Origin of the sequence: Paenibacillus sp. FSL L8-0494 (assembly GCF_038003695.1) — a bacterium.
Taxonomy (GTDB): domain Bacteria; phylum Bacillota; class Bacilli; order Paenibacillales; family Paenibacillaceae; genus Paenibacillus_AQ; species Paenibacillus_AQ odorifer.
The window spans coordinates 5,862,597-5,879,526 of the sequence record NZ_JBBOPQ010000001.1 but is presented as its reverse complement, the minus strand read 5'-3'; the positions used below and the strand labels follow the sequence as shown (position 1 = coordinate 5,879,526).

Annotated in this window: 11 protein-coding genes; 9 read left to right on the top strand and 2 right to left on the bottom strand. The window is 46.2% G+C overall.

The features are described 5' to 3' along the window. The first annotated feature begins 302 nt into the window (after positions 1 to 302). Positions 303 to 5,528 carry a carbohydrate binding domain-containing protein gene (locus NYE35_RS26525; RefSeq protein WP_341122254.1) on the top strand — a complete coding sequence of 1,742 codons (5,226 nt, stop codon included), beginning with the start codon at positions 303 to 305 and terminating at the stop codon, positions 5,526 to 5,528. Between the two features lie 75 nt (positions 5,529 to 5,603). Here NYE35_RS26525 and NYE35_RS26520 read toward each other — a convergent pair whose 3' ends face one another. Then, positions 5,604 to 6,161: a GbsR/MarR family transcriptional regulator gene (locus NYE35_RS26520; protein WP_036685364.1), complete on the bottom strand. Its 558-nt coding sequence runs from the start codon at positions 6,159 to 6,161 to the stop codon at positions 5,604 to 5,606. A gap of 256 nt (positions 6,162 to 6,417) precedes the next feature. Here NYE35_RS26520 and NYE35_RS26515 point away from each other — a divergent pair, with 256 nt between their 5' ends. The 8 genes from NYE35_RS26515 (at position 6,418) to NYE35_RS26480 (ending at position 14,946) form a co-directional block, all read left to right on the top strand. Further along, positions 6,418 to 7,611 (top strand): quaternary amine ABC transporter ATP-binding protein, encoded by a 1,194-nt coding sequence (locus tag NYE35_RS26515; protein ID WP_036685362.1) that lies wholly within the window; start codon positions 6,418 to 6,420, stop codon positions 7,609 to 7,611. After that, complete coding sequence (locus tag NYE35_RS26510) at positions 7,611 to 8,444, top strand: ABC transporter permease (protein WP_036685360.1); 834 nt, start codon at positions 7,611 to 7,613, stop codon at positions 8,442 to 8,444. The genes NYE35_RS26515 and NYE35_RS26510 overlap by 1 nt, the downstream gene beginning before the upstream one ends. Positions 8,445 to 8,457: 13 nt before the next feature. After that, entirely contained in the window at positions 8,458 to 9,327 is an 870-nt protein-coding gene (locus NYE35_RS26505; protein ID WP_038573223.1) for a glycine betaine ABC transporter substrate-binding protein, read from the top strand. Between the two features lie 287 nt (positions 9,328 to 9,614). Beyond that, entirely contained in the window at positions 9,615 to 10,226 is a 612-nt protein-coding gene (locus NYE35_RS26500; protein WP_036685356.1) for a TVP38/TMEM64 family protein, read from the top strand. Positions 10,227 to 10,380: 154 nt separating this feature from the next. Further along, positions 10,381 to 11,460 carry a sporulation protein YunB gene (yunB, locus tag NYE35_RS26495; RefSeq protein WP_076141798.1) on the top strand — a complete coding sequence of 360 codons (1,080 nt, stop codon included), beginning with the start codon at positions 10,381 to 10,383 and terminating at the stop codon, positions 11,458 to 11,460. 69 nt (positions 11,461 to 11,529) lie between these two features. After that, entirely contained in the window at positions 11,530 to 13,014 is a 1,485-nt protein-coding gene (locus tag NYE35_RS26490) for a hypothetical protein (protein ID WP_038573222.1), read from the top strand. Next, a complete protein-coding gene (locus NYE35_RS26485) occupies positions 13,011 to 14,216 on the top strand; it encodes a hypothetical protein (RefSeq protein WP_038573221.1) in 1,206 nt (401 codons plus the stop codon). Before NYE35_RS26490 ends, NYE35_RS26485 begins: the two co-directional genes overlap by 4 nt. Next, on the top strand, positions 14,209 to 14,946 hold the full coding sequence (locus NYE35_RS26480) for a glycosyltransferase (RefSeq protein ID WP_038573220.1): 738 nt from the start codon (positions 14,209 to 14,211) through the stop codon (positions 14,944 to 14,946). The genes NYE35_RS26485 and NYE35_RS26480 overlap by 8 nt, the downstream gene beginning before the upstream one ends. Before the next feature lie 25 nt (positions 14,947 to 14,971). Here NYE35_RS26480 and NYE35_RS26475 read toward each other — a convergent pair whose 3' ends face one another. Next, a complete protein-coding gene (locus NYE35_RS26475; RefSeq protein WP_076272736.1) occupies positions 14,972 to 16,921 on the bottom strand; it encodes a tetratricopeptide repeat-containing glycosyltransferase family 2 protein in 1,950 nt (649 codons plus the stop codon). Positions 16,922 to 16,930 lie beyond the last annotated feature (9 nt).

Below are 16,930 nucleotides of genomic sequence, written 5' to 3'. Positions count from 1 at the left end.
AATAATGCCACCCTCCGCTAAATCGTTGAAATTTGAGAAAAAGACTGTTCTAGAGCGGTTATTTGCGAGTTATTATGAATAGGGTGAATGAAAATTCAATTATTTTCAGTCTATTATTATTGCCGAAACAAGTCAAATATATATTTCACTATGCAGATTTACTCCAAAATAATCTATGTAAAAAAATTCAAAATTACATCTTTACAAAAATAGAAAACTAAGCAACAATAGCATTGTCGAAACCGATTTCGATTTTTCGCTTGAATTACGAATATTACGAAATTCGAGGAGTGATGTTTAGGATGAAAAGGAATTTCACAGCAGCACTTGCTGCTATGCTCCTTGTCACCGGGCTGCTATCACCGGTTGGGAGCATGAATGCTTCAGCGGCAGAGGCGTTAAAGGAAAACTCACCTGATTCAGCGGCAACGAAAGTGGAAAATGAACCAATCAATGGATTGAAAGCGTTTACCGATGTATCTCCAAATCATTGGGCCGCAGGCCCATTACAGCGTTGGAGCACAAATGGGATCATAAGCGGATATGACGACGGGTCGTTTCGTCCGGGTAAGGAAGTCACGAAGGCAGAATTCGCAGCTATTATGAATCGTATATTTAATTATCAGGAGCAATCGGATAAGGTTCCCGCTGATGTCCAGACCACAGACTGGTATAAAAATGATATAGCCAAAGGGATTGCAGCTGGTTATTTAAGCAGTGATCAGAAGAACAATATTTATCCTTCAAAAGCACTTTCGCGCGCGGAGGCAGCGTTAGCATTGGAGAAAGTGTTTCGTTTCAATGCAGACAAAAGCAGTACAACAGCATTCACCGATCTGAACGGAGTCAGCGATGAAACCGCAAAAGCAATAGCCGTTCTATCGAGTGCAGGTTATGTAAAAGGTTATCCTGGAGGTTTGTTTAAGCCTGATGGTGGGATCACCCGTGCAGAGTTAGCTCAGTTGGCTGATCGAATGGTTTCGGGACTCCTCCTGAAATCAGGAGAGACTTCACTAGGAACAGTAAAGGGCAATGTAGTCATTAATCGGGCTGATGTGATTCTTAAAGACACGGTCATCCAAGGTAATCTTTATCTAACCGAGGGGATAGCTGAAGGGAATGCAAAGCTTGAAGGTGTAAAGGTAACAGGGACTACTTTTGTACGGGGAGGCGGCGAGCAAAGTATCGGCTTACACCATACTTCTCTTGGACTGCTTCAAGTAGCCAAGCCTAATGGTAAGGTTCGGATTTATGCCAGCGGGTCGACAGCTGTGGGTACTGTGCAGCTGCTATCTGGGTCAATCTTGGAAGAAAGCAGCGATCTTACCGGGGCAGGGTTTGGGGATGTTGAGATGGATGTCGTTCCTCACAATATTTCGCTTCGCGGAACATTTGGAGCGGTTCGTTCGGCAGACTCAGCAGTCAGCGGTTCTTTGTTAAGAATCCTTGGAACTGTCGGCAGCCTTACTCTGGGAAGTCCGACCCATTTAACATTGGAGAACAATTCACAAGTGGCGGCACTAATCCTATCTGCGAGCGCTGGAGCTACAGCAATTCAAGGCAGCGGAAGCGTAACCACAATAGATAACAAAGCCGATGGAGTGACGATTGGCGGTGTAGCATTAAAAAAAGGAAACACTGGCAAAACAACATTGCCAATAGCAAGCTCAGCGCCAAGCAGTTCGGGGAATGTAGGTCCAATAACGACGCCAAGCGCCACACCTGAAGCAACGGCGGCACCTACAGCAACGCCAACACCAACCGAAACACCGACACCAACAGCAACGCCAACACCAACCGAAACACCGACACCAACAGCAACGCCAACACCAACCGAAACACCGACACCAACAGCAACGCCAACACCAACCGAAACACCGACACCAACAGCGACGCCAACACCAACCGAAACACCAACACCGACACCAACAGCCACACCAACACCAACACCAACACCAACACCAACACCAACGCCAACAGCCACACCAACACCAACACCAACAGCCTCACCGACACCAACAGCCACACCAACACCGACCACTGATCCGTGGACACTGGTGTGGGGGGATGAGTTTGATGATGGAGATATTGATGCTACAAAGTGGACCTATGACCTTGGAGATGGTTCGCAATACAACAATCCAGGTTGGGGAAACAATGAGAAGCAGTGGTATACCAACGATGAGAAGAATGTAAAGGAACAGGACGGTAACCTGATCATTACGGCCCACAAAGAAGAAAAAGCTGGCAAACAATATACTTCTACACGGATTAAGACTAAAGGGTTGTTTAGTAAAAAATATGGCAAATTTGAAATTCGGGCCAAAGCACCTACTGGAAAAGGGTACTGGCCGGCGATCTGGATGCTGCCGGAGAACGATGTGTACGGGACTTGGGCTGCTTCCGGTGAGCTTGATATTATGGAAGGCTGGGGCAGTCGTCCAAATACGGTAGCGGGGACGATTCATTACGGCGGTATGGCGCCGAACAATGTATACTCCGGCAAAGAGTATGTATTTCCGGATAACGCTACGATTGAGCAGTTCCATACGTACTCTATTGAGTGGGAGCCGGGCGAAATTCGCTGGTATGTGGATGGTGAATTATATTCGACCAAAAATGACTGGTATAGCATCAGCAATGGGCAGCCTGCCAATAATGTGTATCCAGCGCCGTTTAATCAGAAGTTCCACTTGCTGATGAATCTGGCCGTAGGCGGTAACTTTGATGGTGATCCGACTAGCGAAACCGTATTTCCAAAATCGATGGAGATCGATTACGTTAGAGTCTATGAGCTGACAGGTCGTGAGTACCGCGAGCCTATTCCAGTTACACTGGAGAAGGAAGCCTATCCAGAAGGCTCCAAGCTTGCACTGGCAGACGGCAACATGGTCTATAACAACAATTATTCGGAGCAGGTGCCGGGGGATGACGGTATGGGAATCCCGAATACCGCACATTGGGTACTTTATAAAGAAGCAGGGGCTGAAGCTACGGTTTCTACCGTTCCTATTGGGGAGCGCAATTATGTGAAGGTAGATATCAGCAGTGGTGGCGGCAATTTTTATTCGATTCAACCCCAAGCTATCGTATCTATAGCTAAAGGCAGGTTCTATAAACTCAGCTTCGATGCCAAAACCGATATGTCCCGCAGTATGAGCGTCCGGTTAACAGGTGGAGAATCTCGTGGATTTGCAGCGTATTCTCCATCGCTTAAGGTAGATCTAACTTCAGCGATGACCCATTACGAGACGATGTTTCAAATGAAGGAAAACTCAGATATTGCTGCACGCGTCGAGTTCAACGTGGGTACCAATACTTCACCGGTATGGTTTGGTAATGTCAGATTAGAAGAGATTGAGAATATTCAATTCCCGCATGATAGTGTGAAGGAACCGCTGGCCAACGGTAATCATCTGTACAATGGTACTTTCGATATTGGGGAACCCAATCGGATGAGTTATTGGCATACGGAAGCAACTGGTGGTGCCATGGTAGAATCAAGCGTTAATGACAATGGCCAGTTAAAGCTGCAGATTGGCGGCAGTGAAAATGGTGAGGTTCGGTTACTTCAGAAGGGAATTCAGCTCATTCAAGGGCAGGACTATGAGGTTACGTTCAATGCTTCAGTCTCCTCTGCACGCACAGGAACGGTTCAACTACTAGGGAAAGACGGCAGTGTACAGGCAGAACAACCGGTTAACTTAAGCGAAGGTGAGCAAAAAATTAAAGCTACCTTTATCAATCTTGCAGGTGCAACCGATCATGAAGGACAATTCGTATTACTGTTAAACGGTGCTGCGGATACAGTCATTCTGGATAATTTCCAGATGCAACGTACTAGCTTCTATTTTGATCCATCGCTAATATACTACCCACTCTTGAATGGTGAATTTAACTTTGGGTTTAGCGCCTGGGACCGCCTGTTGACAGAGCAGGGTGGTCAGAGCAGCGCTACGGTTGCAGATGGAGCAGCGAAATTTAGCATTACGAATACCGGCAGTCAGGCGTATTCTGTAATGTTGTTTCAGAACAACTTGAAAGCTGCTGCTGGAATGGATTATGTGGTTGAATTTGACGCCAGTTCAACCGTAATCCGCAAAATCGGGGTGAACGTAGAAAATGGTACGTATCAGGCCTCGTTCAGCAATATCGTGGAGGTAACGCCGGAGACGAATCATTACAGATTCGAATTCCGGCAAGGAAGCAAGGATACATTGTCTCTAAAATTCCTGCTTGGGAAGGTTGAGGGGATTAGTATTCCTCAAAACCATGATATTATCATTGACAATGTGAAATTTGAGATCAAAAATGCACCGGCCAAACCGCAGGAGCTGCTAAGCGACAGCAGCAATAACAGAGTTTCGCAGCCGATTGAGCTTACTTTTATCGACAATGCAAATTGGCGGAATCAAATCATGGCGGTAAAGGTTAACGGTACAACACTTAATGCAGAGCAGTACACTATTGAACCGGGAAAAATCACAATCGAAGCAGCAGTATTTCCGGCCGAAGGAAGTTATGCCATTACTGTTGAGGCTGAACATTATGTTACTGCAACTGTCACGCAGACTATTCTAGCTAATGATAACAATCTAGTCATCAATGGTTCGTTTGGCAGCGATAAGACGGGCTGGACTACCTGGTCCGGAGAAGGTGGCGTCTCCGCGTTTAATGTGAAGGATGGCGTAGCTGAAATCCTGATTACGTCGGCCGGATGGGAAGCGTGGCATACACAATTTTTCCAAGAGGGTATTCCACTGGAGGGCGGAAAAACGTATGAGGTGAGCTTCAAGGCGAAATCAACGGTTCCGCGGCAAATTGTGTTAGAATACTCCAATACTTCAGCTGCTTCCGCACAAGCTAAGTTTGATATTCGTGCGGATTGGGCTACTTATTCAGCACAATTTACGGTGTCGAACAGCAATCCGCTGAAGCTTAATTATCTGATCGGCAAAACGCTGGGCGCTGATCCTGCGGCTAACAGTACGCCGCATACGATTTCTTTTGACGATATTGTGGTCAGGGAGGTACAAGGGGGTCCACCAGTAATACCGCCAAGCGGTACGCTGGATAATGGAACCTTCGATGTAGATGCAACGGGCTGGAGCCAGTACTTTGACGGAATCGGATCTGCCTCTGTTCAAGAGGGGGAATTTGCTATCAACTTAACAGGTACCGGGCAAGCCCCTTTTAGCGCACAGGTGGATTACGAAAATCTGAAACTTGTTCAGGGAAAAACGTACACCTTGAAGTTTAAAGCTCGTTCTACAGTAAACCGCAATATTCAGGTAGCTGTGGAGCATAAAGGCGGGGATTACACCAAATATATGGAAGCTGAGCTTGTAGCCTTGACCCAAAATATGGACGAATACAGCTACACATTTACGATGAATGGGGCAACAGACGCAGGTGTTCATCTGGTGTTTTTGCTAGGGCTTATAGATGGGAACGGTTCGGAGACGAATAGTGAAATTAGCGCGGGCAGTACAATTTATTTGGATGATGTAAGCTTGATCGAAGGGTAAACGAAAAAAACGGCAGTGTTTTCCTTTTTACAGGAGCACTGTCGTTTTTTTGTGTGTGTTTTTTGTGGGTTAGATTTAAGTTTCTTTAGGGATAAATTCAAAAATTTTGCCACTCTCAAAAGATTCTATTAGTTTCAGCAACCAGCGGTAGTAGTTAATGGATTCAGTTATTTTTTCTTCATCTGTATTTAAGAGCTGCATAAGTTTACTATCGTCACTATACTCTTTTTTCATATCGTTAATTTCTGCAAGTGATTTCGCTAGTGAGATCATATTACCTTCGACGGCTTTTCTCCATTTAATAGAGAAGTAATCACTGAAGTTCTGATGCCAGTCAGGCACAGTGGTGAACAAGTCTTTGCGCGTCCCTCTCCCCCATACTTTGTCGATCATTTTCAGATCTAGAAGGGTACGGACTCCCGTACTCATGGACGTTTTACTCATTCCCATTGTTTTGCTGAGCTCATCCAGTGTCACTGGACCTTGATTGAAGTACATATAACCGTATAAATGTCCAATAGACAAGGTAATGCCATACAGATCCATGTTTTTGCCGATAGAATCGATCACACGTTCACGGGCTTTACTAATCTTCTCTATTTGTTCGGGCGTAAGCCCTTCTAAATCGTTCATGATGTCCCTCCTGAGGAATAGGTCGATAGACTGCAACCTTATACAATGTATTGTAATCAAATCCCCCTCCATAAGTAAAGAATTCATGAAGAAAGGAATTTGGCGTAAAACAGAGTATTCCATACATAAAGTTCGTAAAGTTAAAACTGTACACTAAATTTTATCCGTATATGGTGTTTGCATGAATTTTCAATAGTCCGGTAAACTACTATAAGTGAACTAAACCCGGATAACATTTCGGGAGAAGGAGGACGGCATGGCTATTATAGAGGTGAAACAACTAACCAAAGTATTCGGTCATGATGCGGGACGCGCGATTCCTTTATTAGAGCAAGGGATGTCGAAGGAAAAAATTGCTCAGGAATTGAAGTTGACAGTCGGAGTCAACAAAGCCGAATTCAGCATTGAAGAAGGAGAAATATTCGTCATTATGGGTTTGTCCGGCAGCGGTAAGTCGACGCTGGTTCGTTTGTTGAACCGCTTGATTGAGCCTACAGGGGGGCAAGTTCTTTTTAAAGGGAAAGATGTTGTGAAAATGAATCCGGAGCAGCTGCGCCAATTCAGACGGAAGAACATCGGTATGGTGTTTCAGAAGTTCGCATTATTTCCACATCGAAGCGTACTGGAGAATGCAGCATACGGACTTGAAGTTCAGGGCGTAGATAAAAAGAAAAGAACTGAACTGGCAACGGAAGCTTTGCATCTGGTAGGTCTGAAAGGTTGGGAGAATCATCGTCCTGATCAACTCAGTGGAGGGATGCAGCAGCGTGTTGGACTGGCACGGGGCCTTGCCAACGACCCGGATATCCTGCTTATGGATGAGGCATTTAGTGCACTGGATCCGCTTATTCGTAAAGACATGCAGCAAGAGCTGCTGGAATTACAGGCCAGAGTGAAGAAAACCATCGTGTTCATCACTCATGATCTAGACGAAGCTTTGCGGATTGGAGATCGGATCGCACTGATGAAGGACGGAGTCATTGTGCAAATTGGTACACCGGAAGAAATCCTCATCCAACCTGCCAATAAATATGTAGAGCGATTCGTGGAGGATGTGGACTTGTCCAAGGTGTTGACTGCAGCTCATGTAATGCGTCAGCCGGAAACAGTCAGACCTGAACGCGGGCCTCGGGTAGCGCTTCAATTAATGCGTGACAGTGGTATATTCAGTCTGTATGTAGTGGACAAGGAAAATAAGCTTCTGGGTGTTATTACAGCTGAGGATGCCCTTAAGGCACTGAATGATAATAAATCTATTCTGGAAGTAACGCGGAGAGAAATCCCACGTGTACAACCGGAAACGCTACTCAATGATTTCTTTGAATTAATATCTGAGACACATTTGCCTGTAGCCGTCGTAGATGAAGCGGATAAATTGAAGGGTATTGTGATTAAAGGAGCCGTTCTTTCCGCACTCGCCGGCAACGCGGTACCGGAAGGAGGATTATAATGGACATTCCTAAACTGCCTTTGGGAAAGGCACTCGAGTGGTTGGAAAATTGGCTGACGACTTATTGTGGGCCCCTGTTTGACTTCATCCATTCGATTATCGGTGGTATGGTGGCTGGCATTGAAAATGCACTTACCTTCCTGCCAGCACTAGTACTTATCGTGATTATTGCAGCTTTGTCTTATTGGATCGGTAAATGGCGCATGGCACTATTTGCGGTCATTGGGCTGCTTCTGATTGATAATCTTGGATTATGGGGACCTTCTATGCAGTCCTTGGCCCTTGTTCTAACCGCCTCGATATTGGCTGTAGTAATTGGTGTGCCGATTGGTATTTTATGTGCGCAGAGAAATACCGTTAGAAATATAGTTACGCCTATTTTGGACTTTATGCAGACGATGCCGGCTTTTGTATATTTATTGCCAGCGGTATCCTTTTTCTCACTGGGCGTAGTTCCAGGGGTTATAGCTTCGATTATTTTTGCAATTCCGCCAACGATTCGCTTGACCAATCTCGGAATTCGTCAGGTTTCGGAGGAACTGGTAGAGGCAGCAGATGCTTTCGGATCGACACCTACTCAGAAATTAGTTAAATTGCAGCTTCCAATCGCTTTACCAACAATTATGGCAGGTGTGAACCAGACAATTATGTTGTCACTGTCAATGGTTGTTATCTCATCGATGATTGGTGCACAGGGCGTGGGTGCCTATGTATACCGTGCGGTATCACAGGCTAAGACAGGAGACGGATTCGAAGCAGGGATTGCGATCGTTATTATTGCCATTCTGCTGGACCGTTTGACACAGAACGCACTAAAACCAAAACAAAGATAGGAGTTTTAAATAAATGAAGAAGAAAAATATAGGGGTATTCCTGTTAGTTATTATGATGATTGCTGTTATTGCTGGATGTTCTTCATCAAGTAAAGAGAAGGTAAAATTAGCATATGTAGCATGGGATTCGGAAATTGCGAGTACTTATGTAGTAAAGGAAGTACTTGAAACTAAGCTTGGAGCTACCGTTGAAATGCTGCAGGTAGATGCTGGCCCAATGTGGGCTGGGGTTGCAGACGGTAGTGCGGATGGAATGGTTGCAGCTTGGCTGCCAAGCACCCATGCGGCTTATCTAGAAAAGTATGGTGCAAAAATTGAAGATTTGGGTGCGAATCTAAACGGAACTAAGGTTGGCTTGGCTGTTCCAGCCTATATGGATATTAATTCTATTGAAGACTTGAAGAACAGTGATATGGCAGCAAAGCTGAACAATCGCATTATCGGCATTGAGCCAGGTGCTGGCATTATGACAACCACAGAAAAGGCTATTGCGGAATATGATCTTAGCGATTACACACTTCTTGAAAGCTCATCCGCAGCGATGGCTCAGGAACTGCAAAAGGCTTATGACAACAACGAGCCAATCGTTGTTACAGGTTGGACACCACACTGGATGTTCGCCAATATGGATCTGAAGTATCTGGAAGATCCAAAAGGGGTTTATGGTGCGGATGAACAGATCCACACGATGGTCCGCCAAGGTCTGAAAGATGACATGCCGAATGTCTACAAATTCCTGGATCAATTCGAATGGACAGCGGAAGATATGGCTAAAGTAATGATTGAGGTTCAGGGTGGTAAGTCACCAGAAGAAGCCGCTAAAACTTGGGTTGAGAGCAATCCGGATAAAGTGAATGCTTGGGTTGCAGGTATAGAATTGTAAGTAAATTAAAAACTGTGTTATGATGTGAAGAATAAATGGAAACAAAAATGTAACTTGTACGCTAACTACTGTTCTTTACACATTACACTTCATAAGCAAGCTCATTCAATAAAACACCCCGTAAGGGGTGTTTTTCTTGGGAATATAAGCAAAGTATTACAAGCTCTTAATGTACTGTGCTTATATTTCAATAAGAATGGATACCTAGTTTACACACTTAGACTTATGCTTTGTCAAAGTAAATCAGGAGGCAGCTGCTGCAAGGAGTCAAGAGAGGAGACTGCTTCATGACAGAGACCATAAATACCTGGATTGATTGGCTGCTGCAAACGCTGGGCCTTAGCGGGCCATCTATTTTATTCGTGACCATCCCGCTCGCACTTTTGCAGAGTATATTAGGATTTTTTCCATTCGTAATTTTGATCGTGCTGCATGTCTCTGTTTTTAACGTAATTGGAGGCATGCTGATCAGTTGGCTGGCCTGCAATCTAGGCGGAATACTGATGTATTTTCTTATTCGGAGATATCTGTATAACTGGTTTGACCGAAAATGGAGAACCAAACTGAAGCGCTATGATAAATGGCAACGTTACTTGGATCGATACGGGATTTGGACGCTGGTACTATTGCGTACGATTCCGATTATTCCGAACAATGTAATCAATTTCATGTCTGCTGTTTCACCGATTAAAGCCTCATCCTTTATATGGGGAACCGTGCTTGGTAATTTATCTTATATATGGTTATTCGGTACGATTGGATCAACTTTAATTGTTCCGCGTGAAGAATGGAATGGTTATCTTACCTGGTATGCGGTGTTTATTGCTATTCTCATTGGCATCTTTATTCGGCGTCATTGGGACCATTTGCAGGAGGATAAGCGGAGCAGAATGCACTAATATCATATTCCCAGTTCATGATCTAAAGGATGAAGAACGTTTCTTCAGGCGTAGTTTGCCGGAGGGAACGTTCTTCTTTTTTGTCCTCTTAGCGAATACCTTAAATTAAGTGGAGGTGGCTTGACCTCTGCGTAAGGCGGGAGGGACTATTGCAATGGGCAGATTGAAAAAATGGGGGAACCGAAGGCTGAGAATACCTGATCTAGGCCATTTTCGGCTGCCAAAAATAAATGGGGACACGAATCGGAGATTCTCAGCAAGAAGCTCCGCATTCAAGTCAAAACCCAGCCGGGCAGCGGTTAGGCCGCAGCGTACGCGCTTTGAAGCCAAACGTAGCAAAGGCCGCTTTAGGTTATCCAGCCGGCCAGAGAGTAAGGTAACGGTTGCAGGCGGAAAAACACATAAGCCAAGAAGCCGACGCAAATTTTGGCTGATAGCATCTTTAGTAATACTTGTGCTGGTGCTGCAGTCACTTCGCTATGTGGAGCTGCATATGAAGCCGCCCATCCTGCATTTAGCACAAATACGTGTGAAGCAAATCGCTACGGAATCGATTAATAAGGCGATTACCTCTCAGGTTGCGAATGGAGGGAATGCGGAAGAGCTAATTGATTGGAAGACGGATAAGAACGGGAAAATATCAGGGTTCATGCTCAACTACGCGGAGCATATGCGTATTACTTCGCAAGCGGCACAGGTCATTCAGTCTACGCTGCAGGAATTGCATAATCGAACAGAATATATTCCGCTGGGGCAGGCGCTGGGCAGTCCCCTTATCGCTTCTTATGGACCCGATATTCCGATCAAGATTGAACCACAAGGTGCGGTTAAGGTTGAACTCAGTACTCGCCAGCAAAACGCTGGGATCAATATGATTCTGGTCGAGGTATATATTCATATTGTGACAGAGGTTGCAGTCGTCATTCCTTTTGATATGGAGCCGCAGGTAGTGGATACAGAAATTCCTGTGTCTTATCTGATGGTTGTTGGAGATGTACCTATGTATTACTACGATAATCAAGGTCAACCTGTGGGGGCGAACGGCAGCAGTGCTCCGGGAATTGCTATTCCTGCTCCAGCTGTAGGTGGGGATAAGAGTGGAGCAGTGGATCAGGGTAAGGATACCTCCAGCAACAGTCAGAAAGATAACAACCCGTCTCCAGCGGCAACTGATCCCGCGAGTACGGGTGCAGACCATACGGAAGAAGATAAAGGAGCGGGCGGAGGAAATTAAGGGGATATCACGCTTCAGCGCTCATAGACTATAGGTAGAACAGCTTTAATAAATGGAGCGTGAATCCTAATGTCGCAAGAATCTCTGAATGTGGAACGCTTGGCGGGAAGGTATGGGTTCTTGGAACGCACGGGACTACTTCCACTGCCGAGTATAGATGGGATCACCCTTGTAGTTGAGCTAAGCCGCCCGGATTGTGCCGCGGCTTGCTTACCCTTGCTGCTGCTCCATTCTGGAGAGTCTGTGCGCATTATTGCTGTGGCAATGACTCCTGATTTTTCTATGGATACATTAGCCGGACAGTTCTCACAGGAGCAGTCGATTCTCTTTGTTCCTTATGAGAAAGAGGAGTACATGCCTAACCAGGCTCTGGCACAGATCGAAACCAGTTTCGCGGTTTTACTTGAAGATTCGACCATGGTATCGTCTGGCTGGCTAAATGAGCTATTGTGGGTTCCTTTTGATGACGCTTCTATTAAGGTGGTTGCCCCTCGCTCTTCAACCGAAAGAGGGGAAGGGAAGAAACGTCTTCACTTCGGCACCTATGATGAGTTTGCTGCGCATGTGAGCTATAGTCTTAGCCGGCACCAAGGAGAATGGCGAGAGATGGATGTACTAACGGGTTCTTGCCTCCTGTTCTCTAAAGAGCTGCTTCAGCGTATTGGAGGGTTGGACACCTCGCTTCATGCGCGGCCTCTTATGATTGCCGATTGGTGTCTTCGAGCGCGGCAGTCTGGAGCTAAGCTGGCGCTAAGTGATGCTGTGTATGTCCATGCTATACATTCACTTGATAGAGGCCAGAGTAGGCTGAACGGACCAACACTTGCGGATGGCTGGCGGGCGTACAGTACAAAATGGGCGCTGGAAGATGTCTTAGAAGACGAAGAACATCTTGTACCGCAGAATGGATTCTTACAATCAACACAACCTGTTATTCCACTCGGTAAGGCAACCTTGGCAACGCCATTAGTGACGGCGATTGTTTATTGTGAAGAGGATGGGAATGGGGACCATCTTCCGCAGGAATGGGCAGCTACACAGGAGCAGCAGAGCTACAAGAATATTCGCTGGATCTGGATCAAGGACAGCTGGATGAACACAGCTTCCGGCTTGCCAGTAAATGAACAGGATGTAGTGATTACAGTTCGTGGTCAAGAGGCTTGGCTGCGGGCTTTGAAGAATGCATCTGCATTATTTGAGAGTGAGATAACTGTGTATTTATCAGACTCTATCAGGTATGAGAAATATTACGTTGAACGGGTAGTGAAAGCGATCACCCAAGGTTCCGCGGATCTGATCGTTAGTTTATCTACGGATATGGACGAAGAGGTGGGGCATTTGCTTAAGGGAGACCCTTCGGGAATTGTTTTTCCGCTAGAGCGAGTTGCTCATAAAGGCGGGAATGTGCCTGGAGTGATTACCTGTAAGGCGTCCACTTCGCACCAATTGCAGCTTCACCCTGAAGCTTCACTAACTATAGGTTATGTGGGGGATTTGTCCGAACCGCAGGGGAAGAAGGCAGATAGCAGCAGGGGCAGGGAGGCGCACTCATGAAATATTTAATTCTGAGCAGAGGCTCCTGGGAGGAATACGAATATAAAAGACTGTTGGATCTTCTTCCCGAGCGGGAAGAGGTTTGTTTTGCCGGAAGAATGACTCTTGAGCAGCAGATTAACAGCCAGATCAAGCCGGTAATGATCGCGGATATTCATACTCTCAAGGCGAGGGAGTACACATTTCTGGTCTCCTCTCCTTATTGGCTGCCCGAGGTTCTTTCTTTGCAAGCAGGGTATATAGTGGCTTTGTTAGAGCGCTGTCCGGAAGAAGAAAATAAGGTCTTATGGGATAAATACAGCGGCTTGCTTGGAGCAAAGGCTGATCTAGTAGGAACCCGGTCAGAACGGATCTATCTGGAGCAGAGCTTGTGCAGGGAGAGTGTTATTTATCTCGACGGGGATCAGCAGGAATCCTATGGAGTTGTATTTCAGCGCGAGCGGATTTATTTTCTGACAGATTATGAGATGTTGTGGAGTAAGGCGATTGAGAACTTATGGCAGGAGGAGCCCCTCCTTTCTACGGACTGGTTTAGGATTCAACTACAGCTTAGGGCTGATTATTATACCTCAATGTGCGCCAAGTTGCCCAGCCAGCCTGTTGTACATTATTTGGCAGCATCTTATTTGTATTTGCTTGGGGACTCCACAGCGAATCGATATCTGGCGCAATCCTTTGAGTTAATGGTGTTGTATGAATATTTGGATTGCCTTATTTCACACTTCCGTTTTTTTTCTGCAATAGAAGCCAAGACAGGGAATCTGGAAACGGCAGTCCGCCAATTTGCGATTACAGCATTTACCGCAGAGGAGAAGCAAGCAGTAGAAAGGATGGAGGGCTGGCTCCATTCCGGGCAGGATGAACTGGTTCGCGCGGAGTTGTTCCACCTGAATGAGGATGAGGCAGCGGCGGTTAGAATTTTAAGTCCGCTAACTTCTTCCGAGGCAAAAGCGTTGCTGGTGCAAAATTATGTGCGGACTTTTCAATGGGAAAAGGCAATAGTGCTGCAACATGAGCAGGAAGAAAATGTGGATGAAGCCATGGAAGGCACCATACACTTGCTGTATGGCAGGCGGCACGAGGCCATCCGCAGCTTTTTAAATGCGGGAGGGCAAGACAATCAGGCATGGCCACTTTTGTCAGAGATGGCAGATCTCGAAGAGGCTGTAAGACGATTGAGAAGGAGAGTGGAGGATGAGTAGTCATAGAGGGCCACTCCGCAAAACATCTGGCAATCGTCTGACTGCTATAATGCAGGTTAGGAACGAAGCCGGAAGGTATTTAGAGCAGGTGCTGGAGGAATTAAGTGAGTTCGTGGATGATATTGTGATCGTGGATGATGGAAGTACAGATAATACGGCTCAGTTATGTCTCTCTTTTGCCAAAGTTAAGAAGCTCGTAACCCTGCAAAGCTCTTTGTTTAACCGTGAATGGGAGCTGCGGCAAACATTGTGGGAGCTGGCGGTATCTACGAATCCGGATTGGCTGCTGTCTGTGGACGCCGATGAGTTCTATGAAGAGTCTGCTAAACGGGAGATGAGGCGACTCATCGATCAGGATGTGTATGACTGGGTATCCTTCCGATTATTTGATTTTTGGGGCGGCACCACACATTACCGTGAAGATGAGCATTGGAATATCCACACGAAACATACCCGTACACTAGTCCGCTATTTGCCGACCTTTCATTATTTTTTTCCGAAAATGGATCATCATGTGCCAAGGCTTCCGCTCTCTTATTCGGTATTGCCGGGTTTTCTTACCGAGCTGCGTGTGAAACATTATGGTTGGGCGATATCCCCTGAGGAGCTTCGGCGAAAATACTCGCGTTACCTGGAGCTTGATCCAGAGGGGCGCTGGGGTAGTCTGGAGCAGTACGAATCTATCCTTGATGAGCAGCCCCATCTGGTAGAATGGCAAGAGGAGCATTGAAATCCGCATCTGCCCTGCCAACCGGCTAAGTCCGGCTGGCAGATCTCAGAAGCAGCGCAGAAGAGATATGAGCTGACGGTATCCCTTGCGGATAAACTTCTGCTGCGAGCTGCAGCTTGTAATAAGCGAGGCTCACGGCTGCGGTAGCCCCCCCGACTCTACGCAAAGCGGCTTCATCTTCTATATGAAGGATGGGCACCTCTCCGCAGGAGTAGGCTATCGCAGCGTATAATTGCCACTCGGTACAGTCCGCAGGCGTTTGATATTGAGGAGGCTTGCTGACATAAATAGAGCACCATTGTTTTTTTATGGAGGTGGGGGCTTCGAGTAAACCGTAAAGTAAAGGCTGCGGCAGACTGGACCATTGAAAGGAAGAACCTTGCGAATGCCGATAAAGTGCTAATAAACTATTCCAAGCACCAGTCTGAAGCAGCAATTGTGCTGCATAGTTGAGATCCGAAAGATCAGCTTTAAGCCTATAATTCCCCGCTAAAAGATGATGGATCGATAAAATCCCCGGTCTGTAAGGCAATAGACAGACAAGCCAGCGCATGGCAGACTCAGTATCTCCAATACGGCAAGAGAAAGCCCACAGGTAGCCAAGTACAAAGGATCGGTTGGAAAGATGGGAAGGATCATGAAGCAGCTGTTCAAGCGGTGCGAGTGTCTGAAGATGTTCTGGTTGATTGTTTATTTCCAGAATCGCCTGCAATGCAACCTGAACAGATAAGGGTAACTGGCTGGCTGTAGAAAGCTCAGCTTGCCATTCCGGATCGCGGGCATTGAGCGCTGCGGGCAGAAGATAACTCAAAGTATCAGGGGATAAAGAGTGCAGATGGTTGTGGGTCAATGCTCGTAGCATCACCTTCTCCCCAGAAAAAAGGCTTAGTGGGACAAATTCTTTCCACGCTTCGGTATAATCAGGCTTATGTTGTATGGAAGCCTCGTAATGTCTCCACGCATCCGGGTATTGGTATAACTTCTCACACACTCTCCCGGCTAGTAGTTCTGTTCGATACGTTCCACTGCCCGAGGAAGAAGGGTATTTATGTGCTGTATTCCCGCTCTGAAGTGCTTGCTCCAAGTAGTGCTTGGCTGAGCTGAGCTTCCCTTGTTCCAGTAACAGGAGGGCATAGCTTTCTAATAAATCCGTGAAATCGGGAAAAAGACCGCTCCCCGTACGAAAAACTTCCTCAGCTTCCTGCTTTCGGCCACATAGTTGTAAGGCGTAAGCCGTCTTAAGGTAAATATCTGAGACATAACCGGAAGGGGCTGGAGTGGAGGTGAGCAGCGGAAGGAGGATCTCTGCCGCTTCTTTATATTGTCCCTGCTGATAATACTCTGCCCCTAACGCATAACGAAGAAAAAGATGGTTTGGTTGAAGCCGCAGACCGTTGTTGATAAGTGCTAAATTGCGGTTATATTTATTTTTACGCATCAATTCATCTTCTAAATATCCGTAGTGCAAAATACGCAAATCTGCATAAGCGATCTCCCCCGCTGGAAGCTCCCAAATGCTGCTGGCAATCTCCTCATGAATACTTCCGCGAAAAATAATTCTTTTGTCATTTCTGAATAATCGACAGACATGATCTGTAACAAAATCCGCTTCAGGTATATCACCGACATAGTGGATAATGGGCAGCCAATACCCATGAATATACTCGGCACCAAGCAAGGGCTGGAGCAGATTCTCACTCCAATGATCCACAGCCTCATCGGCATCCAGCACCAGAACCCAAGCAGAAGTTGCATACTCTAGGCTTATATTCCGAGCTTTGGTAAAATCATTTTCCCAAGGAATGTCGATAATCTTTGCACCGAACCTCTGAGCGATTTCTTTACTGTTATCCTCTGAACCTGTATCCGCAATGATAATCTCAGATACTAGCCCGCACACAGAGGATAAGCATTTCTCCAGATGGTTTGCCTCGTTCTTAATGATCATGCAAAGTGTAATATCCGGTGTGGTCATAGGAATACG